This is a genomic window from Klebsiella sp. R390 (genome assembly GCF_051131745.1).
Classification (GTDB): domain Bacteria; phylum Pseudomonadota; class Gammaproteobacteria; order Enterobacterales; family Enterobacteriaceae; genus Klebsiella.
Genome location: NZ_CP180445.1, coordinates 5250583 through 5275329 on the forward strand (window position 1 = coordinate 5250583; position 24747 = coordinate 5275329).

Here is a 24747-nt window from a genome sequence, read left to right on the forward strand (position 1 = left end):
ACATGCTATCAAGAGTTGCGGCGCGCCTGTACTGGAGCGCGCGTTATCTGGAACGCGTGGAGAATATCGCGCGGTTAGTCAGCGTGTATGATGATCTGCTTTACGATCTGCCACGCGATATCGCCGTCTCCTGGTATAACCTGATTGAAATTAACAGCGGCGTCGCTTTGTTTAGCCAGCGCTATAAGATTAAAGACGAACGCAACGTCCTGAAGTTTCTGCTGGCTGACGAGAGCAATCCCGATTCGCTGCTGTCGTCATTAAAAATGGTCCGTGAAAATATCCGTACCAGCCGCGATGTGGTGCCGGGCGAAATGTGGGAGCTGATTAATGAGCTGGATCTCTACGCCAGACAGAATATCCGCCTGGGGATCAACCGCTCCGAACGGCATACTTACCTTAATACCGTTATTGAAGGCTGCCAGAAAATTATCGGCCTGCTGACCGGGTCGATGAGTCGTGATGCCGGTTGGCATTTTCTCAACATGGGGCGCTATCTCGAACGCGCCGATATGAATACGCGCATTCTGGATGCCGCGAATTCCCTGATGATGCAGGCGCGTGAGGAAGAGAGCATCAAGTTAGGCCAGGTGGTGTGGTCTAAGGTGCTCAAATCGCAAAGCGCCTATCTCAGCTTTCGCCGGGTCATGCGCTGTTCGATTAAAGGCTCGTTGGTGGTCACTCTGCTGCTCACTGATGGCCATTTTCCCCGTTCGCAGCGCTATTGCCTGCAGCAAATCAAGCTGGCCGCCGCTGAACTGCCGCGGGCGTCTGCCGTTGCGGATCACATCGACAGTCTTCTGCTTGCAACCCGGGGCGTCGATAATTCACACGATCTGAACCGCGAATTCAGCCAGTACCTTAATGAGGTTCAGCTTAGCCTGATCGCGCTTCATCACCTGATTACCGATAACTGGTTTCATTTCCTGCAAGGGGATGCCGTATGACCATCCGGGTTGCGATTCAACATACTACGACGTACGAGTTCGATCGTTTGATCAACGTGGCGCCGCATATATTGCGCCTGCGGCCTGCACCGCATTCACGTACCCATATTCATGGCTACTCCCTGAAGGTGACGCCCGAGGACCACTTCATAAACTGGCAGCAGGATCCGTTCGGCAATTATCAGGCGCGGCTGGTGTTTCCGGAAAAAATGAAACGCCTTGAGTTTGCCGTGGAGGTGATCGCGGATATGACTGTGATCAACCCGTTCGACTTCTTTATTGAAGAGTATGCCGAACATTTCCCCTTTGCTTATGATGCCTTGATGCAGGAAGAACTCGCGCCGTATCTGAAGATAACCGAGCAGAGTCCGGAACTGGATGCATGGCTGGACAGCGTTGATTGCGAGGAGATGGTACCTATCGTGACCTTCCTGGTGCAGCTCAATAGCCGGCTGGCCAATGAAATTGATTATGGTATTCGCCTGGAACCTGGCGTGCAGACCTGCCAGGAAACCCTGATGTTGCAAAAAGGCTCGTGTCGGGATACGTCGTGGTTACTGGTGCAGATACTGCGGCATTTGGGGCTGGCAGCACGCTTTGCTTCCGGCTATCTGGTGCAGCTGACTGCCGATGTGAAGGCGCTCGACGGTCCGTCAGGCCCGGAACAGGACTTCACCGATCTGCACGCCTGGTGCGAAGTCTATCTTCCCGGTGCCGGCTGGGTGGGGCTGGATCCGACCAGCGGTCTGTTCGCCGGTGAAGGGCATATTCCTTTAGCCTGTACGGCCGACCCGCAGTCTGCGGCACCGATTACCGGCGCAACCGACCCGTGCGAATGTGAATTTAGCTATACCAACATCGTCACCCGCATTCATGAAGATCCACGAGTTACGCGGCCGTACAGCGAAGATGAATGGCTGAATATCAACGCGCTGGGACGCGCCGTAGACGTTGAGCTGCAGGCTAACGATGTCCGCCTGACCATGGGGGGCGAGCCGACGTTTATCTCCATTGACGATATGGATTCCCCACAGTGGAATACCGAAGCGCTGGGTAAGGACAAATTACGTCTCGCCAAAGATCTGTTGCTGCGGCTAAAAGCGCAGTTCAGTCGCGGGGGATTACTGCACTATGGTCAGGGTAAGTGGTATCCGGGCGAGGAAGTCCCGCGCTGGGCGCTGGGGTGTTTCTGGCGCACTGACGGCGAGGCGCTGTGGCACGATCCGCAGCTGGCGGCCCGCGTCGATCGGGATTACGGTCACGACATTGCTGATGCGCAGCGCTTTGGTCAGACCCTGTGTCGCCAGTTAGGCGTTGATACCGGTTTTCTGCAACCCGCCTATGAAGATGCGCTCTACTACCTGTGGCTGGAGCACGGGCTGCCGGAAGGGGCCGATCCGAGGAAGGCGAATCTCGATGATGACCTCGAACGGCGACGGTTGGCAGCTTTACTTAGCCGCGGGATAGAAAGCGCGACGGGCTACATTCTGCCCGTTGAGTTTGATGGCCAACAGTGGCGCAGTAGCCAGTGGCCGATGCGCGGCGGGCTGATCACGCTGATCCCCGGAGACAGCGCCATGGGCTACCGTCTACCGCTTAATTCGCTGCCGGCACTGACCGAGGACGACCGCGTCAGCGAACGCGATCCTTTCGAGCCGCGTGAACCGCTGCCGGTCTTTACGCTGGGGGAGACGGCGGCCGCTCCCGTTGCCCGCCAGGCCCTGCAGCAACAAAAACCGACCGCTAACCGCAGTCAAAGCGTGGTCCGCACCGCGCTGTGCCTCGAACCGCGCGAGGGCAAGCTTCATCTGTTCCTGCCGCCGGTCACTCATCTGGAGAATTATGTCGCCCTGATCCACGCGGTCGAGGCGACGGCCAGCGCGTTGCAGATCCCGGTGGTGATTGAAGGCTATGAACCGCCGAAAGATCCCCGCGTGCAGAAGCTGCTGCTGACGCCGGATCCCGGCGTTATCGAGGTCAATATTCACCCGGCCAGCCACTGGGACGAGCTGGTTCATAATATTGAAACGCTGTACGAGCAGGCGCACCAGACCCGGCTGGGGGCCGAGAAGTTTATGCTTGATGGGCGCCATACCGGCACCGGGGGCGGTAACCACGTGACCCTGGGGGGCGTTACGCCTGCCGACAGCCCGGTGCTGCGGCGTCCCGACTTGCTGCGCAGCCTGGTGACCTACTGGCAGCATCATCCCGGCCTGTCGTATTTATTTTCCGGAATGTTTATCGGCCCTACCAGCCAGGCGCCGCGTCCGGATGAAGGGCGCGATGAAGTCCTCTATGAAATGGAGATCGCCTTCCAGAATATGCCGGAAGGGCTGGTTGATACGCCATGGCTGGTGGACCGGCTGATGCGTAACCTGCTGGTGGATGTCACCGGGAATACCCATCGCTCAGAATTTTGCATCGACAAACTGTACGCCGCAGGCAGCAGCAGCGGCCGTCTGGGGCTGCTGGAGTTTCGCGGTTTTGAAATGCCGCCGCACGCGCGCATGTCGCTGGTGCAATTGCTGCTGCTTCGCTGTCTGGTGGCACGTTTCTGGAATGAGCCGTATCACAAGCCGCTGGTCCGTTGGGGCACCCAGCTGCACGATAAGTTTATGTTGCCGCATTACGTCTGGCAGGACATCAAAGAGGTCGTGGATGACCTGCAGCGGCATGGCTATCCGTTCAAACTGGCGTGGCTGCTGCCATTTGAGGAGTTCCGTTTCCCGCATTATGGTCGCCAGCAAATTGATGATATTGAGCTGGAGCTGCGTTGGGCCATCGAGCCGTGGCACGTGCTGGGCGAGGAAGTGACGCTGTCCGGGACCTCACGCTATGTGGACTCCTCCGTTGAGCGCATTCAGGTACGTCTGTCGGGGTTGACGGAAGGCCGCTATGTGCTGGCGTGCAACGGCCGCCGCGTGCCGCTGCGCTCGACCGGCAGGCAAGGGGAGATGGTCGGTGCGGTTCGTTATCGGGCCTGGGCACCGCCGTCGGCGCTGCACCCGACGCTGGGGGTGAATACGCCGCTGGTGTTTGACCTGATTGATACCTGGAACGGGCTTTCCATTGGCGGCTGTAGCTATCGCGTCAGCCATCCCGGCGGGCGCAACTACGACACGCGACCGGTTAACAGCAATGAAGCTGAGGCCCGGCGCGTCAACCGCTTCTGGGATCATGGCTTCACCCAGGGGGCGTTGATCCCTCCGCCGGCCTTCAGCGCGCTCAGGACATTCTATGAGCACGAACAGGTTCCACGCCCGATGGCTCCGCCTGCGGAAGAGCCTGGCGACGAATACCCGCATACGTTGGACCTTCGCAGGAAGTCTACTAGGATTTAGTTTTGAGCCGGGTAATCAGCATACATGACAGCTTCTTTTTCTGAATCAAGCGCGCCGGCCTGTGAGCCGGCCTCTTTCTCTGTCGGGAATGTGCCGACAGCCATCTATAACGAAGCCTGCGATCTGACCAATACCCTCCGCCCGCACTGGGCGGAGGTGATCAATAGCGTTAACGAGATGGGCGTGGAGGGGATGGAAAACCGTCTTCGCCAGGCTCAGCGTATTTTGCGCGATGATGGCGCAACCTATAACCTCAATGGCGATCCGCTTTCACCGAACGTCTGGGCGCTGGATATCATTCCGACGCTGCTGGCGGAAGAGGAGTGGTCAGCCGTAGAACGCGGGCTGGCGCAGCGTTCGCGATTGTTCGATCTGATGCTAAAAGATCTCTATGGCGAACAGCGGTTGCTGAAAGACGGGATTATCCCGTCGGAGATTGTCTTTTCTCATCCTGGTTTTCTGCGGCAATGTCATGGCATCCGCCTGCCGGGGGCGCACAATTTGATTTTCCATGCGGTCGATGTGGTGCGCGGTGGCGATGGTCAGTTTGTGGCGATTGGCGATCGGACCCAGGCGCCGAGCGGCACCGGCTACGTTCTGGAAAACCGTATTGCCGTTTCCCGTGTGCTGCCCTCGCTGTTTCGCAACAGCCATGTGCGGCGGCTTTCCGGGTTCTTTCATGCGCTACGCCATACCCTGGCGAGTCTCGCCAGCCATAAAACCGATACCCCGCGCATTGTCGTCCTGACGCCCGGAGCCTACAGCAGCACCTATTTTGAACATGCCTATCTGGCGAACTATCTCGGTTTCCAACTGGTACAGGGTGGTGACCTGACGGTACGGAATGGCAGAGTATGGCTAAAATCCCTGAACGGTCTGTCGGAAGTCGATGTGATTCTGCGCCGGATGGATGACGCCTACTGCGACCAGACGGAACTGCGCGCTGACTCGCGACTGGGTGTGCCGGGGCTGCTTGAAGTGGTACGCAACGGCAACGTAGTGCTGGCAAACCCGCTGGGCTCCGGGGTGCTTGAGGCTCCGGCCCTGTTGGCGTTCCTCGCGGACATCAGCCAGTATTTGCTTGGTGAACCGCTATCGATCCCCACGGTGAAAACCTGGTGGTGCGGGCGTGCGGAAGATCGCGATTTTGTGATTAGCCACCTTGAGCAGTTGATCATCAAACCGGCCTACCGCAGTTTTGACAGCAAAAGTATCTACGGCCATAGCCTCGATGCTGATAGCCGCAAACTGATTATTCAGCAGATTACCGCCAGCCCACACAACTACGTAGCACAGGCCTATGTCCCCGGCTCACATGTCCCGGTCTGGGATAATCAGCGCATTGAATATCGGCCGACTATCTTCCGGGGGTTTACCGTCGCCACGGCGCAAGGGTACTGCGTGATGCCCGGCACCCTGTCGCGGGTGGCTGAGTCGGCTGAGGAGTGTATTGTCAGCGATTTATCCGGCGCACGCAGTAAAGATACGTGGATACTTGGGGAAAACGACGACACCGCGCTACCGCCGCTGACGGACTCTCTGCCGCGTGATGAGGGAAATCTGCCCAGCCGGGTGATCGAAAATCTGTTCTGGTTTGGCCGCTATGCGGAACGCGCGGAAATGAGCCTGCGCCTGATACGTATTCTGTTCAAACAGCTCAACGGCGTTGAGTATTTTATGCCAGAAAGCCGCGACATTTTGCTGGGGGCATTATCTGCACTGACCGGGACGTTGCCAGAAAGTGACGCGCCCGACGACCTCAATCATGAACTCGCGTCGCTGGTTTGCGACGGTCAGCGCACCGGCTCCATCAAGTTTAATATTCTTAATATGCTGGCCTGCGGCGAGCAGGTCAAAGAGATGCTCTCGGCCGATACACGGATTATTATCAATGAATTACGCGATTATATTCGCACCGTAGAAGTTGCTTATCAGGACGGGCTGCCGGAGCTTCCGGAAGAGTCGCTGGATAATCTGGTCACCTCTTTGCTGGCGTTATCCGGGCTAAATCATGAGAGCATGCTGCGCGGTATGGACTGGCGATTCCAGGAAATTGGCCGACGTGCCGAGCGGGCGCGTCTGACCGCCATTCTGCTGAAGCACACGCTGACTCCCGCGGTACCGGGTCTACAGCAACAGCAAATTCTGGAATCGGTTCTGATGAGCGTTGAGGCGCTGATTTCTTTCCGTCGCCGCTATCGCGGGCAGATGAATATCATTTCCGGCCTGGACTTATTAATGCTGGACGGGACGAATCCACGTTCGTTGATTTATCAGGTCGACCGGCTGCGCAAATATCTCCTCGATCTGCCGCGCCAGGAGGCCCAGACCTCCAGCCTGACGTCAGACCTGCGGCCAATCATTAAATCCCTGACCGATATTCAGCTTGCGGAGATCGATCTGCTGGCGCAGATCGATGAAAACAGCGGGCAACGTGAACAACTGGATGCCCTGATGACCCAGATAATCAGTCAGCTGGAGCAATTTACCACCTTGCTGAGCGACAAGTACTTCGATCATGCCGACGGGCCGCAGCAAATGATTAACGCGCAGTGGAAGACTGACCTATGAAATATCGGGTTCGACACCTTACCAGGTACCAGTACAATTCGCCGGTGACGCTATGCTACAACATGACGCACCTGTTGCCGCGTAATACCACCAGCCAGCGCTGTTTACAGCGTCGGATTACCGTCACGCCGGTGCCGGTTTACCAGAATGAGGGAAGTGATTATTTTGGCAACCAGACCTTTTATTTCTCGATTCAGGTACCGCACGACACGCTCACCATTGAGATGGAGAGTGAGTTTGAAATCGATGAAATCCACCACGCAGATCTGCTGCATAGCCACGCGCTGACCTGCGGCGAGTATCGATACCTGCTGCATGCCTGCCCAACGCCGGACCTGCGCATGGCAAAGGAGTATGTGCTGGATTCCGGGTTAATCCGTCGTTCGGAACGGCTGGCCAGCTATGCGGCGGATCTGTTCCACGATGATGCCCCGGTGCTGCAGGCCGCAATGGCGTTGACTCATCGTATTTTTACCGAGTTTACTTTCGACCCGGTGGCGACCAGCGTCAGCACGCCGCCCGAGCAGGTCCTGGAAGAGAGGCGCGGCGTCTGTCAGGACTTTGCCCATCTGGCCATTGCCTGCCTGCGTTCCGTCGGCTTACCTGCGCGTTATATCAGCGGCTATATCGAAACCCTGCCGCCAGAGGGGCAGGAAAAACTGGTCGGGACCGATGCGTCACATGCCTGGTTTGCCATTTTTATCCCTGATTGCGGCTGGCTGGAGTTTGATCCTACCAACGATCTTATGCCTCAGGGGCAACATATCGTGACCGCATGGGGCAGGGATTATGCCGATGTCACGCCATTACAGGGGGTGATTTTCGACGGCGGAGCCACGCTGGCGCTGGAAGTGGCGGTAGATGTGCAGCGTCAGGAAGCCACCTGAGTGAAACCGCCCCTCGGTGCTGAGGGGCGAGTTTGCGTGCAGGTTTAGTGGATCACCTGCGACAGGAACGCCCGGGTACGTTCAGATTTAGGATGAGAGAAGAACTCCTGCGGCGGCGCCTGTTCGACAATTTCGCCACGGTCCATAAAAATGACCCGATCGGCCACCGTGCGGGCAAAGCCCATCTCGTGGGTGACGCACAGCATCGTCATGCCGTCTTCTGCCAGACCAATCATGGTATCGAGCACCTCTTTGACCATCTCCGGATCCAGCGCGGAGGTCGGCTCATCAAACAACATGATTTTGGGTTTCATGCACAGAGAACGGGCAATCGCCACGCGCTGCTGCTGGCCCCCGGAGAGCTGTCCTGGGAATTTATGTGCATGTTCCGCAATGCGGACACGTTGCAGATAGTGCATGGCCAGAGCTTCCGCTTCTTTGGTCGGCATTTTACGCACCCAGGTTGGCGCCAGGGTGCAGTTCTGCAACACGGTCAGGTGAGGGAAAAGGTTAAAGTGCTGGAAGACCATGCCGACTTCAGTACGCACACGTTCAATGTTGCGGACATCATCGTTGAGATGAATACCATCCACGACAATACGCCCTTGCTGGTGTTCTTCCAGGTGGTTGATGCAGCGGATAGTGGTCGATTTCCCCGAACCTGAAGGCCCGCAAAGTACTATGCGTTCGCGCGGCTTCACCTGCAGATTGATATCTTTTAATACATGGAACTGACCGTACCATTTATTCACATTTTCGAGCGAGATCATCATTGCGTCAGCAGAATTAGTCATTGTGTGTGTCATGTAAAACCTCAGTGCGATTTACGCCCGGTGTGAAAGCGCTTTTCCAGATACTGGCTATAGCGCGACATGCTAAAACAGAAAACCCAGTAGACCAGCGCGGCAAAAACATAGCCCTCTGTCGACATTCCCAGCCAGGTGGGGTCAACCGTGGCCTGCTGTACGCTACTGAAAAGATCGAACAGGCCGATAATGATCACCAGGCTGGTGTCTTTAAACAGCGCAATAATGGTGTTGACCAACCCGGGGATGGTGAGCTTCAACGCCTGGGGGAGAATAACCAGCGCCTGGGTTTTCCAGTAGCCCAGCGCCAGCGATTCCGCCGCTTCATACTGTCCTTTGGGAAGCGCCTGCAGGCCGCCGCGAACCACTTCGGCAATATAGGCTGACTGGAACAGGATCACCCCGACCAGGGCACGTACCAGCTTATCGATGGTGGTTCCTTCTGCCATAAACAGCGGCAGCATCACCGATGACATGAACAGCACGGTAATCAGCGGTACGCCTCGCCAGAATTCGATAAAAATCACCGACAGCGTACGCACCACCGGCATGGTTGAGCGTCGTCCCAGCGCCAGCAAAATTCCAAGCGGCAACGCCCCGGCAATCCCGACAGAGGCGATAATCAACGTCAGCGTCAGGCCGCCCCACTGGCGGGTTTCTACGCGTTCGAGACCGAAAAAACCGCCGTACATCAGGAACCAGACCATCACCGGATAGAGCACCGCCCAGCAGGCAATATACCGGCCCCGGCGCGGCAGCGATTTGATGAACATCGGAACGATCGACACCAGACCAATAACCAGCGCGAGGTTGATGCGCCAGCGTAGTTCATGCGGATACAGCCCATACATAAACTGGCCAAAGCGGGCATGGATAAATACCCAGCAGGCACCTTCTTTGGTGCAGTCGGCGCGGGTGGTCCCCAGCCAGTTCGCCTGGAAGACCAGCCAGTTCAGCGCCGGTGGGATCACGCTCCAGATAATCCACAGGCATAGCAGGGTTAGCAGGGCGTTCGTCCAGCTGGAGAACAGGTTTTTACGTACCCAGGCCCAGGCTTTACTCGCCGGGTTGGTCGGCACTGGCGGTGTTTCATGTGTGGTAACAGACATAGTCATTCCGTTCTCTTAACGCTCGACCAGCGCGATTTTGCGGTTGTAGAGGTTCATCAGCAGCGAAATCAGCAGACTGATAATCAGGTACACCGCCATGGTGATGGCAATGGTTTCGATCGCCTGACCGGTTTGATTCAGCACCGTACCGGCAAACAGCGAAACCATATCCGGGTAGCCGATGGCCGCCGCCAGTGAGGAGTTTTTCACAATGTTGAGATACTGACTGGTCAGCGGGGGAATGATGACCCGCATCGCTTGCGGGATGATCACCTGGCGCATGGTCACGGGATTCGGCAAGCCCAGCGAGCGAGCAGCTTCACTTTGCCCGTGAGGAACCGACTGAATACCGGAACGGATCACTTCGGCAATAAACGACGAGGTGTAGATCGACAGCGCCAGCGTCAGCGACGCCAGCTCCGGGATCATCACGAAGCCGCCGCGGAAGTTGAAGCCGCGCAGCTGCGGGACATCCCAGTGGGTGGCGGCGCCAAACAGCAGATGGGCGGCCAGCGGGAAGACGATGATCATCCCGGCGGCCAACGGCCAGGTCCGTCGCGGCTGACCGGTTTTCAACTGATGCTGCCGGTTGTAATGGCGCAGGCCGATGCTGCCGGCGATCGCCAGTCCAAGGGCAATCACGAACGGCCAGCTGCCCGGGGCATAGGTAGGCCAGGGGATGTACAGCCCGCGGTTGCTGACAAAGGCCAGGTCGAAGGCGCTCAGTGCTTCTCGCGGGCCGGGTAAATTACGCAGCACGGCGAAATACCAGAAGAAAATCTGCAGCAACGGCGGGATATTACGGAAAGTTTCGATATAGATAGTCGATAGCTTGCGCAGCAGCCAGTTATCCGACAGCCGCGCCAGACCGATAAAGAACCCAAGTACGGAGGCAAAAACAATACACAGCGCGGAAACCAGCAAGGTGTTGGTTAACCCTACGAGGAACACCCGCGCGTAGGTATCACCCTCCGAGTAATCAATCAGATGCTGAACGATACCGAACCCGGCACTACGATCGAGAAAACCGAAACCGGAGGTGATACCGCGGTTGGCCAGGTTGATCACCGTGTTATGGATCAGATATCCCACGACAGCGAACACAGCCACAATGGCGGTTATCTGGTAAAGCCAGGCGCGAACCGTAGGATTACCGAACGAAAAATCCCTTTTTACGGTTGGGCGTTGCGACATGATGAAACCTCAATCAAAAAAGCGCATTGGGTACCGCAGGGTGCGGTACCCGACTGGAAGGCAGAATTAACGTACCGGCGGTGCGTACTGGATGCCGCCCTGGTTCCAGAGCGCATTCTGGCCACGCGCGATTTTGAGAGCGCTGTCTTTGCCGACGTTGCGGTCAAAGCTTTCCTGGTAGTTTCCGACCTGTTTAATGATGTTGAATGCCCATTTGTTGTCGAGCTTGAGGTCTTTGCCGAAGTCACCTTCAGCACCCAGCAGGTGCGCGATGTCCGGGTTGGACGGTTTCGCCGCCATCTGCTCGACGTTTGCCGAGGTAATCCCCATTTCTTCCGCGTTCAGCATGGCGTACAGCGACCATTTTACGATGGTGAACCAGTCGTCATCACCACGGCGTACCACCGGGCCCAGCGGTTCTTTCGAAATCACTTCCGGCAGCACGATAAACTCATCCGGTTTGCCGAGCTTAATACGCAGTGCATACAACTGAGACTGGTCGGAAGCCAGGGTATCGCAACGACCGCTGTCGAGGGCTTTAGCGGACTCATCAGAGCGGTCGAAGGTCACCGGTGTGTATTGCATCTTGTTGGCTTTGAAGTAATCCGCCACGTTCAACTCGGTATCCGTACCGGCCTGGATACAGACGGTAGCACCATCCAGCTCTTTCGCGCTTTTGAGGCCCGCTTTTTGGTGGGTCAGGAAGCCGATCCCGTCATAATAGTTGACCCCGGCGAACAAGAATCCCATCCCGCCATCGCGGGACGACGTCCAGGTGGTATTGCGGGACAAAATGTCCACTTCGCCAGATTGCAGCGCGGTGAAACGCTCTTTTGCCGTCAACGGGGTGTATTTGACCTTGCTGGCGTCACCAAACACCGCCGCCGCCGTCGCCCGACAGAGATCCACATCAATACCGGTGAATTTGCCGCTCGCATCGGCATAGGAGAAGCCCGGCAAACCATCACTGATACCGCACTGAACAAACCCTTTTTTCTTAATTGCATCCAACGTGGTGCCGGCATGTGCTTGCTGCGCGACAGCGAACAGAGACGCGGCGGCAACCAGAGTGGAGAGCATCATTTTTTTCATAAAGCATCCTGTATGGAGAAATCGTGTTGTTATGTGGTTGTGTGTGCATTTAACCGTACGTTTTTTTTACTGTGTCGGTCTGCCACGTCGATAAAGGCAATTTTGATGCCATCTTTTTATCTTGATGAAACATATAGACATATTTATTTATCCCCGGTAGTACCCAGAAAGTTACGGATATTCCCGAGCACCAAAAAGGAACAATACGAGTCGTTATTGTCAAAAAAGGTGCAAGCGTTTCACAAAAACAAAGCACGGCGTGGAGACGGTCAGCGCCGCGTTGTGTTGGTGGCCGCAACGGCGTGAGGGCCTGTATCCCGCGGCATTGAGGAATGTTTGTGCAAGAGAAGGAGGAAGGCATCGCCCACAGGCAGAAGGGCGGCAAAGTAAAATCCACACACTATGTGATGCAACTATCGCCAGCATGATGACGATAACTGTTTCATCCTGGCATCATTCGATTTCTGTATTTTGGTCGCGCAAATAATTCAGGGAATATCGTTAGTGCCAGGGTAATGTTGATCGGGTTTATAAATTCTATTTTGCGGTTTTTTTTGTACCTCCAGGGGAGTGAATCTATGCCTGTAAACGTGGGGATTTATATTTTCGATAATGTTGAAGTGCTCGATTTCGCCGGACCTTATGAGGTCTTTACCTGTGCCTCCAGGGTGCATCGGGGAGAGCCGGCATTGTTTAATGTCTTCACGATCGGTGAAACGCAGGACACCATCCATGCTCGTGCCGGCCTGAAGCTGACCCCGGAAGTGACAATCGACAACCATCCGCCAATCGACTGCCTGATTATCCCCGGAGGCGTTGTGGATGCAGAGTTGAAAAAGGAGGCGGTCATTGCGTGGATCCGCCAGCAGTCCTTCACCACGACCATCACCGCATCGGTGTGCACGGGGGCATTTTTACTCGCGAAGGCCGGTTTGTTGACCGACAAGTCGGCCACCACCCACTGGGAGGATATCGCCGATCTGCGCAGCATGTTCCCGCAGCTAGCGGTAAAAGAGGGCATGCGCTGGGTCGATGAGGGGCCGATTGTCTCTTCCGCCGGTATCTCGGCAGGTATTGATATGTGCCTGCATTTAGTTGAACGCCTGGCTGACAGAACACTGGCAGAACGAACCGCGAAACAGCTGGCGTTTGACTGGACCGAGAATAGCGCTGGGGAGTGATGTGTTGAAGAGAACGAAAGATGCGCCTGCCGGCGCATTTTTTTGTTGTATGCCCCCCATCGGCGATGGCGAACAGTCATTACGTTATTTTCTGGAAGTTTCACTTTCTGCCGTTTCGTTAAAAAGCATAATGTTCTTAAAAATAAAATTGCGCAGCTTTAATGATCGAATAAATTATCATTTTAAGACATTCATCCACATCATGTGAATTTCTCTTTGTAATGTTTTGGTGTTATTTTCATAATAATCATTGGGTTGATTTTTGAATGTTAAGTCAACCTCGATGCTAACATTTGAATATTACCTGGAATAGTTGATTGATAAAATACGGACAGAATATAAGCTAGTAAAACATCAAATTTGCAGCCCGCCAGATATTCTGGCCCGATCATCATTGCAACCAGCAATGTAAGTTACTTGTCTGTCTTCATACTGCGCGTTTGATGTTAACTCATTGGCTATTAATATGTAATCAATCACAAGGCAATCACTTGTTTTGCCTCGTATCATGGTATGGTGATTGCAATCATTTAATATTTCCTGGAGATAAAACATGCATTCTGAAGATCTTAAAGAAAAAACACTTGCCTGGTTTAACTACATTACCAGTCCTGCAAATAATGAAGATGTATTTATGCGAAGTTCACAGGATATACTTGTTATGAATCCTGCGATCGCATCTGCAACGCAAGAATATATCGAAGGAAATATTCGCGATAGTCAGCTATTCAACACAGCATCGTCAGCGCCACAAACGATGTATGATGGCCTGCAAACCATTGTAAACCTTTGCCGTGTGCAATCAGGTTATAATGCACTTGATCCTAATGGAACCGGGAGTAAAGCGTATTTTACGAAATTTACTCAGAACATAGCAAATGTTCCTTGTCTGACGTTGTTGAGTGCTGAAACAAAAAATATTAAACAACAAAGCCATAATGCAGATGAGCTCATCAACTCATTTGTCGATGCTTTTGATGGGCTTACACAAAGCGACCAGTCTAAGATTAAGTCATCCGTAACCTCGTTAGTCAAAGCAGCCCTAAGCTATGCAAACGAAGAACAGAAATCATCAAATTTCACGCAAAATATTTTGCAAACTGGTGATGATCAGGTGATATTCACGTTGTATGCTAGTACATTTGAAATCTCTTCGACCAAAAGCAAAGGTGTTATATCTTTTAAATCTGAATACTCATTGCAGCAGGCGTTATATAGTCTTTCCCGCGCCAGTTGGGAGCGAGTGAAAGATATGTTTGCTGAACAAGAGAAAACCACTATGGAACAGTGGTTAAATGATATGAAAACACCACAGAAAAGTGACAGTACGGTAAAAGCATTATGTTTAGAATGATATATCTTTAAATTGAAACGCTGCAATTTATTGCAGCGTTTTATTTTGATTGTCAGGCGGTGATATGTAATCCCATGGGGGTTGAAATGCGTGTTTACTATAGATATTTGTGTCTGTGGTTTGTGTTATTATTAATGTCTTGTTCAACAGGCTATCACCAATTAACTCAGTTGCCGGTTGCAATAGATAATTGTGAAGTTGGATGCCCGACCGGTGGCAGTGTGCAAACATTAGTTCGCGAAAGCTATACCCTGAACAATAATAGCGACAGTAAATTTGCTAATTGGGTGGCGTATAAAATAACGAAAGCCAGTCAGGCAAGCGGACGGCCACGAGACTGGAAACAGGATCCTGCATTACCTGCAGCTGATACGCTACCCCCAGATGCCTATATAAATGCAAATGTACTTCTAGGGGTAGATCGCGGACACCAGGCGCCATTGGCTGGATTGGGGGGCGCGTCAGACTGGCAATCCCTTAATTATCTGTCGAATATTACACCACAAAAATCGGACCTCAATCAGGGACCATGGGTAAGGTTAGAAGCTAAAGAACGCGAATTGGCCAACCGAAGTGATGTTACTGCCGTTTATTCAGTCACGGGGCCTCTTTTCGAAAGGCATATTGCGACGTTACCTGCGGCTCCTTCGGTTGAGATCCCAAGTGCTTACTGGAAGATTATTTTTATCGGCGTCAGTCCTGATAAAGGGCAGTATGTGGCTTTTCTGATGGATCAAACTACGCCGAAAAGCGCCAACTTTTGTGATTACCAGGTGACCGTGGATCTGATTGAGAGCAAAACAAACCCGAAATTGACGATTTGGTCCTCGCTACCAGCAAACGTCTCAGCCTTGATCAAAGCGACGAAAGGAACTTTAGCTAATGAGATGGGGTGCTCTGTAAGCACATCAATCTGAATAATGTTTCTCAGGCAATGTCCTCCTGTCATCCTGAGTATTGCACGTCTTGTTCAAGGTTTGATGCAGCCTGGATAGGGTTATCCAGGCAAGCAAAACTACGTTTTATCGGTACCCTCGGCTTGCGTGGTTGCCAAAGGGTTAAAAGTCATACTGTAATGCGAGACGGTTTTGCCAGAAATTTTTAGCCGAGGTGGAGTTGGTCTGTACGCCGGCAAAGTCTGTCAGACTCAGCCCGTTCAGCAGCCCTGTGAAACGGTAGGTACCGTAGATCAGATATTCAGACTGGTTGCTGCTGGAAGCGCCTGCCGTGGGGGTTAAATCCATAAACGAGTAGCGGCTGCCGAGGGAAACCTGCTCCGTGGCGGCCCAGTTCAGATCGGTGGAGTAGGCGTTGCCGCTGCCCAGGTCCTGCGTGCTGGTAAAGAAGGGCTGAGCGAAGTAGGGACCGGAAGAGGTATTGTGCGCGTACGGCGTCACCAGAGCGCCGTTGCCATAAGCATTACCGTTGGCGGAGATATGGTTATAATTCAGCGTCCACGCCAGAGACGGGGCGAGTTTCATACTGAACTGCGCGCCATAGCTGGTGCTGTTCACCTCGCCAGCCAGCGCTTTACCTTCGCTCAGGCCGCGAATGAACTGGAGACCGATTTTTGGTGCAGTGGCATATTCATTCCACGAGAGAAAACTGTCGGCATAGACGATCCGCGTATAGTCGTCATAGTTTTCGTACCACATCTGGGCGTTGACTTTGCGATCGCCAAATGCGATGGACCGCCCGCCACCGACGCCCCACATCCCGTTGGTGCTTTGCTCGATGTCGGTATACGCGGTGGTATCCAGAAACTGGTCGTCGCCCCAGGGTTTATAGCGGGTGATTTTCGTGGCATGCAGGAAATTGTCGCTATCGCCATAGCTGGCATCAATCGCCCGGAAAAGTATTGGCGTAATGCGCCAGTCATAGTCGCCGATAAAAGGAATATTAATCCGCTGGTCGCCGGCGGTGATCCTGAACCGATCGTCATGCCAGCTGAGCCAGGCTTCGCCGACGCCGGTTTGATTGGGGCCGAGTTCGTTAACCAGATGGTCATCGTTATGGGAAATCCCGCGCTGCAGAATGCCGCTGACGCCGAGGCTGACGCCATAATATTCTGCTGTGGCGTATTTTACGCTGCCGCCGTAGCTGACCGTGTCCTGCGATAGGCCCGAAACAAAATAGGCGTTATGGGTTGAATAATATAATGTGCGCAGGCTGCCGCTGATGCTACCGCAGGTAAAGAATTCGGTGAGCGAACCAGCGACGCTGGATTTACAGTCGGTGGTTAAGGGGATTGTGGCGTGGCCGGCCTGGATGAATATCCCCTGGGAAATGAGCAACGCACCCAACGTTAGTCCACGATTCATGGCTTTGCTTTTCATTGAGATCACCCTGTTAAATATCACTTCAATTTTGGGAAGAAAAATACCTGCCATAAAAATGGCAGGTAATACCATCTTGTTTTTATTTTGTAGGGCGGCCAGTAAGGCTCGGGTATTTATTTATCGTGTAAGGACAAGGGGTTACTGTCTAAGGCTAACTGGTCGCGCTGGGCCCAGCCTCGCAGCTTGCCGGGGTTAAGCAAGCCATCCGGGTCGATATATTTTTTGACGGCGACGACGTCAGAACGAATAACACCCTGCTTACCATCTTCAACCTGATAAACATGTGGGTTATTAATGTTGACGTCATTTTCACGAAATATCTGCATAATTTCATTTAGCCGCTCTTCAGTCGAATAGCGAACTAACTGCAGGCCGCTGGCGGTAATATTGCCATCATTATCGCGCAGGAATTCAATATGCGAGATGACTTCGCCTGAGAATCGCTGCTCCATTTGCAAAATTTGCTGCGGGAAGTTCTGATAATTAAACGCCGTTTGTAAATAGGTCAGCGTATTGTCGACCTTCAGCGCATGTAAGGTGGTGTGGTTCCAACAGTATTCCATTAATGAGGCATTGCGCTCCCGGGCTTCGTCGCCGTGCTGTCGGATGGCATTTTCCCCGTTATGTTTCAGCACCAGTCCGGGACAGAATCCTTCACTCTCCTCGGCGATAACGCTGATGACCGCGTGCTGCCCGGCCCGATAGTGCTCCTTGAGATGGCTAAAATAGTCCGGGATCGGTGCGGCAAGCAGCGCCAGCTGGCGCTTGACGAATCCGGGAGAACGGAGGCACTCGTTGGCATAATTCAGGGCGTCGGTGAAGTCGTCAAACACGTCCAGGCGTTCGATCCAGCGGTGCGTGGGGGCCAGCGCCAGCTCGACTTCAAGGATGATACCGTTACTGCCGTAAGCGTGGTGCAGCAGCAGCGCCTGCGGTGCCGGAATGGTCAACACTCGGGGAGCAGCCTCTACGGTCATGACTTTTACGCTGAGCACGTTGCCGGGCGCCGCCAGTGGGCCGTAGTTAATGGAGCCGATACCGCCAAAACCTCCACAGTAAAGACCGCCTAAGCTGGCCAGGCGGAAGGTCGATGGCATGCAACGCAGCTCCCATCCTGTCGGACGGGTAACGGCTTCAATGTCCGCCAGGCGAATGCCGGCCTGAGCACGCACCGTGCCGTTGTTGAGCGCGCAGATTTGATTCAACGCGGTCATATCTATCAGTATGCCGCCCTCCAGCGGCACCAGTTGGCCATAATTACCGGTAGCGCTGCCGCGCAGGATAATCGGCAATTGCTGCTGTACGCAGGCGGCAACCAGTTGCCGCAGCTCTTCTTCGTTACGCGGACGGACGACGGCATCCGCCTGTTTTCCTTCCAGCTGTTGGTTGAGCACCGGGCTGAACCAGTGAAAATCGCGGGAAAGACGTTTAATCTTCGCCGGGTGTAAGGTCCACTCCAGCGCCGGCAATGCCTGCTGTATCAGCGCGACCGCATGTTGACGTTGCTCACGAGTCATCGTTTTTCTACCTGTTAAATTAGTGAGATTGCACCGCTTCGCTTTCATGCCATGCGCTGAGCGCCAGGCGCGACACCCAGGACATCACCCCAAACAGCGCAATACCGGCGAGGGAGATCAATAGCAGAGCGGCAAACATCAGTGGAATGTCCAACTGGTAACCCGCCTGCAGGATCTGATAGGCCAGGCCGGTATTGGTTCCGCCGGTACCGGCAACAAACTCCGCGACTACCGCGCCGATCAGCGACAGGCCACTGGAAATACGCAGGGCGCCGAAGAAATAGGGCAGCGCGGAGGGAATGCGCAGTCGCACCAGGGCTTGCAAACGGCTGGCGTGATTCAGCCTGAAATAGCTCAGCAGTCCAGGCGATACGCTGCGTAATCCCTGGGTGGTATTGGAGATAATCGGGAATACCGCCATCAGGGTTGCGCACACCACCAACGAGAGGGTGGCATCTTTCACCCAAATAATGATCAGGGGCGCGATAGCGACAATGGGCGTTACCTGCAAAAAGACGATGTACGGAAACAGCGCGGTTTCTACAAAACGGTTCTGCACCAGGATAAACGCGACAGCCGTGCCGATAACGATCGACAGGAGAAACGATATCAGGGTGATCTTTAGCGTGAACAGTAATGACAGCAGCAGCGGTGTCAGATGCGTCCACAGGCTTTCCACCATCACCAGGGGGGAAGGCACCAGAAATTGCGGGATGCGAAAATAGCTGACCGCGCCCTGCCACAGCAAGATCACCAGCACGGCGACGATGGTCGGATAGAGAATTTTGAGAAAAAGTGGACGATTAACCCACGGTTTAGCGTTTGCGGTCTTCATATTATGGCTCCATACCAGATTGGCTTGCCTGCAAGAGGCTATCCTGTAACTGCCTGGCGTAATGGGAAAATGCCGGGCTGACACGGAAGTCCTCATTGCGCGGGAACGGCTCTCTGATGGTGATATCTTCGACGACCCGGCCTGGGCGTGCCGCCATCATAATCACCCGCTGGGAGAGGAACACCGCTTCATGAATCGAATGGGTGACGAACACTACCGTCAGGTTTTGTTCCTGCCAGAGGCGCAGAAGATCGCTGTCGAGCTTGTTACGCGTAATTTCATCCAGCGCGCCGAAGGGTTCATCCATCAGCAGCAATTTTGGCCGCGTCACCAGGCCACGGGCGATAGAGACGCGCATCTGCATGCCGCCGGAGAGCTCGCGCGGCAGGACGTTGGCAAACTTGCCAAGTCCCACCAGCTCGAGGGCTTCGCTCACCCGGGTGTTAGCTTCAGCGCGCGGGACGCCAGCAAGATCCAGAGGCAACCGGACGTTATTGTGGACGCTGCTCCATGGCATCAACGTGGCTTCCTGGAAGACAAAAGAGAGCGGGGCCTGGGCCTTTTCCCGGCTGTCACGTCGCCATAGCATCAGCTTGCCGTCACTGGGTTCCACCAGGCCGGCCACCATTTTTAGCAGCGTGCTCTTACCGCAGCCGGAAGGCCCGAGCAGGGTAATAAACTCCCCCTGATTGATGGTCAGATTGACAGGCAGCAGCGCCCGGGTACCGTTGCTGTAAATCTTCTCCGCCGAGAGGACTTCAATGGCAGGCGCCGCAGGTGTCTGAACAAAGCGGTTGTCGCTCATCACGGTGAGTTTGGGCGCGGTATTCATGGCATCACTCCGGCATCTTTGACCATATCGAGGGTATAGGTCTGTTCAAAAGGCACTTTGCTGGCGTCGATCAGTTTGTTTTTCACCAACATATCCCAGGTTTTTTTCAGCCGCGGCTGCGTGATGATACCGATACCGCTGGTCATGGCATCGCCGCCGGTGACCAGCTGATATTTCTTCATCTGGGCAATACCAAAAGCAATTTGCTCGGCACCCATTTGCGGATTCGCTTTGCTAATCAACATATTCCCGGCACTGGGATCCTGAAGATAGCTTTTCCATCCTTCCATTGAGGCTTTGACAAACGCGGCTACGGCGGCCGGGCGTTTCTTGATGGTGTCGGTCATACAGATAATCGAGTTGCCGTAGGGAGGGTAGCCCCAGTCGCTGAGCGGATAAACGTAGAACGGTTTCCCCCCTTTGGCGACAGAGAACGGCTCTGAAGTCACGTAGCCCTGCTGCACCAGATTTTTGTCCGCCAGGAATGGCTGGACGTTAAAGGTATAGGGGCGGACTTTGGTATTGCCCAACCCCAGTTCGCTTTTCGCCCATGGCCAGAAGGAGGTATAAGCTTCGGTGGCGAGCAGAAAGGTTTTATCCTTTAATTGCGCAGGGTTCTCTACTTTGTCATGAGTGATAAATACCGTTGGTGAGTGCTGAAAAACGGTGGCCACGGTGACGGCGTGTACGCCGGCCTGCCAGGTCTCCAGTGCCTGGCCATTATCGCCGAGGGTGCAATCCGCCTGACCCGCCGCCATCAGCTGCATCACGTTGATCTGCGGGCCTCCCATTTTAATATCGACATCGAGACCGGCGTTTTTATACAGCCCTTGGGCCTGGGCCTGATAGAAGCCGCCGTGTTCCGCCTGGGCATACCAGTTAGTGAGAAAGGTAAACTTTTCCGCAGCAAAGCCGGACGTAGAGGTGGCGATGGCCGCAAGGGTGAGCATCGTGTAAGCCGGAGTACGCATATTTTTCATCAGAGTTCCTTTTACTCAGCAACGGAAGAAGAGGGCGTGGACTGCACGAAGCCGTTCCAGTGGTGTTTTCCCCAGCTCGGCTCGTGCCGCACGACCCAGTCCATGTGATGGATTTCGCTAATCGCTTGCGCCCAACTGTTGGCCAGCGATTCGAGGAGCTCCTGGCCCTGGGCCTGGGTGGCTGGGGTCGGATCACCGATAACGCCGCTGGGGCTAAAATCGATGGAGGCCCAGGCTGCCGCAGGGCGGCCTTTTGACAGGGTCGGACAGGGGAACTCCGGCGGGAAGCTGGCCACCGCATGCTCCATATGGACGCACTCTGGCGCGAGGGCCAGCATCAGCGCCGTTTCGCTATGGCCCGCGTGCATCGCCATTTTCTGTTCCTGAGGGCTGAGAAACTGTTTTTCACTATTGGGGACGTTGAACACGTCGTGGGGAATGATGATCATATCGCCGTGACGCAGGCGCATTTCCCGGGATGCCATTTGCAGGACCTGCGGCTGTCCGCCGTGACCGTTGATCATCAGTAGCTTGCGAAAGCCCGCACGATACAGCGATTCCGCTATCTCAAGGAGGGTGTGCAGAAGCGTATCGCCGCTCAGGGTCAAGGTGCCGGGAAAATGCAGATGCTCGTCGGACTTACCGTACGTAATCGGCGGAATGGCGTAGGCGGGAATATCCGCCGGCAGCCGCGCGAGGGCATGGCCCGCGATGCCGGATGAAATGACACTGTCCACGGAACAGGGCAGATGCGGACCGTGTTGTTCAATCGCCCCCGTGGGGAGCACGATCACCGTATTATTTTTGTCTGGCAGGGCGGCAATCGCCGTCCAGCTCAGAAAAGGGAGAAAGCGCTCTGCAGGAATATAACCGTTGATCATCGCTGTGCCTCTGGATCGAAAATTATTGGGGTAACCAGACCGTTGCTTCAACTTCAATCAGTACCGTGGCGTCGGGCAACATTTCACTGACCTGCACGACGGTAGAAACCGGCGGCTGTTGCGGGTAAAAAAGCTTTCTTACCCGGCTGTAATAGGGGAAATGGTCAAGGTTGCGAAAATACTGAACCAGCTTGATGACGTCGCTCATCTGTCCTCCAGCGGACTCCACCGTGTGGCGAATGCTCTCCAGCACGTACCAGCTTTGTGCCAGAATCGGCCCCTGTTTCGCATCCGTAGAAAACTCGCCCGTTTCCCCCAGCAGTTCCCGTACCGCTTCAGGCACATCCTGAAAGCCGTTGACGATGGTGCCGCTTAGCGGATTGACCGGGATAATGCCGGAGAGAAAAATAAAATCACCGGCTCTGCGCCAGGCGGCATACTGCGCCAACGGAGCGCCTGCACCTGCTTCAAGACTCATACGTCATCTCCTGTTGCCACACCCGTTGATGGGTTAACCTGCCGTGGTTAATCACCAGACGAGCGGCACTGTTTAAAGGCCAGGTAACCCTGTCGCTACCCGGGAAAATCACCAGACTGGCCGCGTTGCCGATGGCGAATGGCGTTGTGTCTTCCGGCGCACCCGTTAACGCCGCCCGGTCGCAGATCAGCCGGGACTGACGGTCGAATACGTCGCTGAGCTGGGCGCTGAACAGGCCGCAGGCCAGAGTATCCAGCGGGTCATAGCTTCCCGCCGGGCAGAAAGCGTCCTGGACATTGTCACAGCCGAGCAACGTTGCCACGCCACAGGCGCTGGCCTCCTGTAGCAGCGTGATCCCCCGCTGGCGTGGCGTGCGGCCGGTTACCGCATCCTGGAGTAGCAGGTTGGTCATCGGCAGGGCGATAAGGGTGACGCCATGCGTCGCCATCTGACACAGGATCTGCGCAGCCAGCTCTTCGTTGCCGGAAGCCAGGGCACAGCCATGGCTGCAGCAGATATGTCCCGGAAAAGGGTGACGAGCGAGACGCTCCGCCAGCCATGCCAGTCCGCGGGGATAGTCACTGAGCTCTTCATCAATATGCAGATCCAGATCCAACTGCCAGCGGGCCGCGCTGCACAGCAGATTTTCCATAGCAGCCGGATCCCAGTTCGAGGAATGGACAAAACCACCAAGTAAGCAGCCCTTGCCGCTGTCGGCCACCGCTTGCGCAATGGTTTGTGCCGCCGCCGGGTCGGCAAACAGTTCCAGAGGCACCAGCGCCACCCGCTCAACGCTGATGTCGGGATAGTCCAGACGGGCGATTTGGTACCATGCCTCAGGCGCGGAGGGGGTAAACCAGTCGATATGGGTGCGCAGATGACTGACGCCATTGGCCGCTGCTCTGGCCAGCGCTGCGGACGCGCGGCGTTGAATATCCGCCTGGGTCCAGTGCCGGCGATCGTCGTGCATGGCGCGGATAGCGGCCAGCAGACCGGGCTCCTTTGGACGGCAGCGCTCTATGGTATAGGTCTTATCCAGATGGGCGTGGGGTTCGATAAGGCCAGGTAGCGCCAGCGCGCCGCCGAGATCCCATAAGGTGTGATTCAGTGGGTCAAAGGGGGCTATAGTCGCGATTTTCCCGTCAGCAAAGGTCAGATCCGCCGTCAGTGGCGTACCGTTGAGTTGCGTCGGCCAACTCGCAGGAAGTGCCCAGGCCGGGAGTCGGACGTTGCTAACGCCGGCAAGCGGTGCGCGAAGAGAGGGGGTCTGCATCGTCACTCTCCTCACAGGTCCAGAACCAGAACCGGCGTTTTCGAACGCGAACAGCACAGGGTGATCTGACTGTTTCCGGCTTTTTCTTCCGCCGTCAGGACCGTATCCCGGTGTTCAGGAATGCCGTCGATAACGTCGGTAATACAGGAGCCGCAGATCCCCTGCTCGCAGGAGAGCATGACTTCGACCCGGGCGTTCATTAATACCTGGGCGATAGTTTGTTCCGGTGCAACCAGCAGGCGTTCACCCGTTGATGCAAGCTGAATATAAAAACTTTTGTTCTCTGGTTCATTATCCGGAATAGCGCGGCTGAAACGCTCAAAAGATAATTGTGAAATCGGCCAGGAATGTATTTCCATAATATCCTGTAGCCGTTTAATAAAACCGTCCGGGCCACAGGCAATCACCGCAGTGTCGTCTTCTGGTTGTGTTAAGCAGGCGGGGATTCGATGGCGCAAAGAGTCGCCCTCATCGCTGCAATGGATAACGATCTTCCCCGCCATTGAGAGCATCTCCAGTCGCGCGGCAAACGCCACGTGCTGCGCGCCAGAGACATAATAATGAATTTCAAAATCAATCTGTTGCCGTGCTATCTCTTCAGCCATCGCCAGCAGCGGAGTGATGCCGATGCCGCCGGCCAGCAGCAGATAACGCCCGGCAGCGGGCAGCGGGAAATGATTACGCGGGCGGGAAATGGACAGTCGATCCCCCGCGTTAAGCTCATGGTGCAGATAGTGCGAGCCGCCACGAGAAATATCCCCTAGCTTAACGCACACTTCATAATACTCGCGGTGGTCAGGCATCCCACAGAGAGAGTACTGCCGTGGGCCAATGCCTGGGATCATAATATCGATGTGGGATCCTGCCGAATATTCCGGGAATAGTTTTCCGGCTTCCGGAATTAATTTTAAGGATAAATTGCCAAGCCCATTAGGGCTTATTGCTTCCACCGATACAGGGATCAGATCGCCGTCTTTCATTAACGTTTACCATCCACATTAAGCCGTCTGCTGTGCCGCGAGGAGCCACGAAAGGGGGAGCTCCCTCAGCCGTTGGCGGGCCGGCGTGCGAGTTTATCGGTGAAACGATCGTTTCTCCGTTATAAATGCTACGGTATTGTGATAAAACTG

At 54.9% G+C, this 24747-nt stretch carries 20 protein-coding genes; 7 read left to right on the forward strand and 13 right to left on the reverse strand.

Annotation, left to right across the window (positions count from 1 at the left end):
• Positions 1-2: 2 nt before the first annotated feature.
• Genes ACMYSP_RS24600 through ACMYSP_RS24615 form a run of 4 tightly spaced genes read left to right on the forward strand, consistent with a single transcriptional unit; the run spans position 3 to position 7746 of the window.
• Positions 3-947, forward strand: coding sequence for an alpha-E domain-containing protein (locus ACMYSP_RS24600; RefSeq protein ID WP_434584672.1), 945 nt, complete (start codon positions 3-5; stop codon positions 945-947).
• Positions 944-4288, forward strand: coding sequence for a DUF2126 domain-containing protein (locus ACMYSP_RS24605; protein ID WP_434584674.1), 3345 nt, complete (start codon positions 944-946; stop codon positions 4286-4288). Before ACMYSP_RS24600 ends, ACMYSP_RS24605 begins: the two co-directional genes overlap by 4 nt.
• A gap of 24 nt (positions 4289-4312) precedes the next feature.
• Positions 4313-6859 carry a circularly permuted type 2 ATP-grasp protein gene (locus ACMYSP_RS24610; RefSeq protein WP_434584675.1) on the forward strand — a complete coding sequence of 849 codons (2547 nt, stop codon included), beginning with the start codon at positions 4313-4315 and terminating at the stop codon, positions 6857-6859.
• Positions 6856-7746, forward strand: a complete 891-nt coding sequence (locus tag ACMYSP_RS24615; RefSeq protein WP_434584676.1) for a transglutaminase family protein — start codon at positions 6856-6858, stop codon at positions 7744-7746. Before ACMYSP_RS24610 ends, ACMYSP_RS24615 begins: the two co-directional genes overlap by 4 nt.
• A 44-nt stretch (positions 7747-7790) precedes the next feature.
• Here the strand turns inward: ACMYSP_RS24615 and ACMYSP_RS24620 are convergent, their stop codons facing one another.
• The 4 genes from ACMYSP_RS24620 to ACMYSP_RS24635 form a co-directional block, all read right to left on the reverse strand.
• A complete protein-coding gene (locus tag ACMYSP_RS24620; RefSeq protein WP_434584677.1) occupies positions 7791-8552 on the reverse strand; it encodes an amino acid ABC transporter ATP-binding protein in 762 nt (253 codons plus the stop codon).
• Between the two features lie 8 nt (positions 8553-8560).
• Positions 8561-9661, reverse strand: a complete 1101-nt coding sequence (locus tag ACMYSP_RS24625) for an amino acid ABC transporter permease (protein ID WP_434584679.1) — start codon at positions 9659-9661, stop codon at positions 8561-8563.
• Between the two features lie 15 nt (positions 9662-9676).
• Complete coding sequence (locus tag ACMYSP_RS24630; RefSeq protein WP_434584680.1) at positions 9677-10855, reverse strand: amino acid ABC transporter permease; 1179 nt, start codon at positions 10853-10855, stop codon at positions 9677-9679.
• Between the two features lie 66 nt (positions 10856-10921).
• Positions 10922-11947, reverse strand: coding sequence for an amino acid ABC transporter substrate-binding protein (locus ACMYSP_RS24635; RefSeq protein ID WP_123754368.1), 1026 nt, complete (start codon positions 11945-11947; stop codon positions 10922-10924).
• A 578-nt stretch (positions 11948-12525) separates the two neighbouring features.
• Here ACMYSP_RS24635 and ACMYSP_RS24640 point away from each other — a divergent pair.
• The 3 genes from ACMYSP_RS24640 (at position 12526) to ACMYSP_RS24650 (ending at position 15399) form a co-directional block, all read left to right on the forward strand.
• Entirely contained in the window at positions 12526-13128 is a 603-nt protein-coding gene (locus ACMYSP_RS24640) for a DJ-1/PfpI family protein (RefSeq protein WP_434584681.1), read from the forward strand.
• Positions 13129-13681: 553 nt separating this feature from the next.
• Positions 13682-14482 (forward strand): hypothetical protein, encoded by an 801-nt coding sequence (locus ACMYSP_RS24645; RefSeq protein ID WP_434584682.1) that lies wholly within the window; start codon positions 13682-13684, stop codon positions 14480-14482.
• 86 nt (positions 14483-14568) lie between these two features.
• Positions 14569-15399 (forward strand): DNA/RNA non-specific endonuclease, encoded by an 831-nt coding sequence (locus ACMYSP_RS24650; protein ID WP_434584684.1) that lies wholly within the window; start codon positions 14569-14571, stop codon positions 15397-15399.
• Positions 15400-15540: 141 nt separating this feature from the next.
• On the opposite strand, the gene ACMYSP_RS24655 is transcribed toward ACMYSP_RS24650, so the two are convergent.
• The 9 genes from ACMYSP_RS24655 to ACMYSP_RS24695 form a co-directional block, all read right to left on the reverse strand.
• A complete protein-coding gene (locus tag ACMYSP_RS24655; protein WP_434584685.1) occupies positions 15541-16818 on the reverse strand; it encodes a TonB-dependent receptor in 1278 nt (425 codons plus the stop codon).
• A gap of 116 nt (positions 16819-16934) precedes the next feature.
• Complete coding sequence (locus ACMYSP_RS24660) at positions 16935-18338, reverse strand: FAD-binding oxidoreductase (RefSeq protein ID WP_434584686.1); 1404 nt, start codon at positions 18336-18338, stop codon at positions 16935-16937.
• 19 nt (positions 18339-18357) lie between these two features.
• Positions 18358-19173, reverse strand: a complete 816-nt coding sequence (locus ACMYSP_RS24665; RefSeq protein ID WP_434584688.1) for an ABC transporter permease — start codon at positions 19171-19173, stop codon at positions 18358-18360.
• Position 19174: 1 nt separating this feature from the next.
• The gene (locus ACMYSP_RS24670) at positions 19175-20005 is read right to left on the reverse strand and encodes an ABC transporter ATP-binding protein (RefSeq protein WP_434584690.1); all 831 of its coding nucleotides are present in this window, start codon (positions 20003-20005) and stop codon (positions 19175-19177) included.
• Complete coding sequence (locus tag ACMYSP_RS24675; protein WP_434584692.1) at positions 20002-20985, reverse strand: ABC transporter substrate-binding protein; 984 nt, start codon at positions 20983-20985, stop codon at positions 20002-20004. The genes ACMYSP_RS24670 and ACMYSP_RS24675 overlap by 4 nt, the downstream gene beginning before the upstream one ends.
• An 11-nt stretch (positions 20986-20996) precedes the next feature.
• The gene (locus ACMYSP_RS24680) at positions 20997-21866 is read right to left on the reverse strand and encodes a creatininase family protein (RefSeq protein ID WP_434584694.1); all 870 of its coding nucleotides are present in this window, start codon (positions 21864-21866) and stop codon (positions 20997-20999) included.
• Positions 21867-21888: 22 nt separating this feature from the next.
• Positions 21889-22344, reverse strand: a complete 456-nt coding sequence (locus tag ACMYSP_RS24685) for a RidA family protein (protein WP_434584696.1) — start codon at positions 22342-22344, stop codon at positions 21889-21891.
• A complete protein-coding gene (locus ACMYSP_RS24690) occupies positions 22334-23617 on the reverse strand; it encodes a cytosine deaminase (protein ID WP_434584698.1) in 1284 nt (427 codons plus the stop codon). The genes ACMYSP_RS24685 and ACMYSP_RS24690 overlap by 11 nt, the downstream gene beginning before the upstream one ends.
• Before the next feature lie 11 nt (positions 23618-23628).
• Entirely contained in the window at positions 23629-24597 is a 969-nt protein-coding gene (locus ACMYSP_RS24695) for a PDR/VanB family oxidoreductase (protein ID WP_434584699.1), read from the reverse strand.
• Positions 24598-24747: the final 150 nt, after the last annotated feature.

What these genes read in the sequence shown, in the direction of transcription:
- ACMYSP_RS24600 (WP_434584672.1), top strand. Translation starts at nt 3, where the DNA reads ATGCTATCAAGAGTTGCGGCGCGCCTGTACTGGAGCGCGCGTTATCTG.
- ACMYSP_RS24605 (WP_434584674.1), top strand. Translation starts at nt 944, where the DNA reads ATGACCATCCGGGTTGCGATTCAACATACTACGACGTACGAGTTCGAT.
- ACMYSP_RS24610 (WP_434584675.1), top strand. Translation starts at nt 4,313, where the DNA reads ATGACAGCTTCTTTTTCTGAATCAAGCGCGCCGGCCTGTGAGCCGGCC.
- ACMYSP_RS24615 (WP_434584676.1), top strand. Translation starts at nt 6,856, where the DNA reads ATGAAATATCGGGTTCGACACCTTACCAGGTACCAGTACAATTCGCCG.
- ACMYSP_RS24620 (WP_434584677.1), bottom strand. Translation starts at nt 8,552, where the DNA reads ATGACACACACAATGACTAATTCTGCTGACGCAATGATGATCTCGCTC.
- ACMYSP_RS24625 (WP_434584679.1), bottom strand. Translation starts at nt 9,661, where the DNA reads ATGTCTGTTACCACACATGAAACACCGCCAGTGCCGACCAACCCGGCG.
- ACMYSP_RS24630 (WP_434584680.1), bottom strand. Translation starts at nt 10,855, where the DNA reads ATGTCGCAACGCCCAACCGTAAAAAGGGATTTTTCGTTCGGTAATCCT.
- ACMYSP_RS24635 (WP_123754368.1), bottom strand. Translation starts at nt 11,947, where the DNA reads ATGAAAAAAATGATGCTCTCCACTCTGGTTGCCGCCGCGTCTCTGTTC.
- ACMYSP_RS24640 (WP_434584681.1), top strand. Translation starts at nt 12,526, where the DNA reads ATGCCTGTAAACGTGGGGATTTATATTTTCGATAATGTTGAAGTGCTC.
- ACMYSP_RS24645 (WP_434584682.1), top strand. Translation starts at nt 13,682, where the DNA reads ATGCATTCTGAAGATCTTAAAGAAAAAACACTTGCCTGGTTTAACTAC.
- ACMYSP_RS24650 (WP_434584684.1), top strand. Translation starts at nt 14,569, where the DNA reads ATGCGTGTTTACTATAGATATTTGTGTCTGTGGTTTGTGTTATTATTA.
- ACMYSP_RS24655 (WP_434584685.1), bottom strand. Translation starts at nt 16,818, where the DNA reads ATGAAAAGCAAAGCCATGAATCGTGGACTAACGTTGGGTGCGTTGCTC.
- ACMYSP_RS24660 (WP_434584686.1), bottom strand. Translation starts at nt 18,338, where the DNA reads ATGACTCGTGAGCAACGTCAACATGCGGTCGCGCTGATACAGCAGGCA.
- ACMYSP_RS24665 (WP_434584688.1), bottom strand. Translation starts at nt 19,173, where the DNA reads ATGAAGACCGCAAACGCTAAACCGTGGGTTAATCGTCCACTTTTTCTC.
- ACMYSP_RS24670 (WP_434584690.1), bottom strand. Translation starts at nt 20,005, where the DNA reads ATGAATACCGCGCCCAAACTCACCGTGATGAGCGACAACCGCTTTGTT.
- ACMYSP_RS24675 (WP_434584692.1), bottom strand. Translation starts at nt 20,985, where the DNA reads ATGAAAAATATGCGTACTCCGGCTTACACGATGCTCACCCTTGCGGCC.
- ACMYSP_RS24680 (WP_434584694.1), bottom strand. Translation starts at nt 21,866, where the DNA reads ATGATCAACGGTTATATTCCTGCAGAGCGCTTTCTCCCTTTTCTGAGC.
- ACMYSP_RS24685 (WP_434584696.1), bottom strand. Translation starts at nt 22,344, where the DNA reads ATGAGTCTTGAAGCAGGTGCAGGCGCTCCGTTGGCGCAGTATGCCGCC.
- ACMYSP_RS24690 (WP_434584698.1), bottom strand. Translation starts at nt 23,617, where the DNA reads ATGCAGACCCCCTCTCTTCGCGCACCGCTTGCCGGCGTTAGCAACGTC.
- ACMYSP_RS24695 (WP_434584699.1), bottom strand. Translation starts at nt 24,597, where the DNA reads ATGAAAGACGGCGATCTGATCCCTGTATCGGTGGAAGCAATAAGCCCT.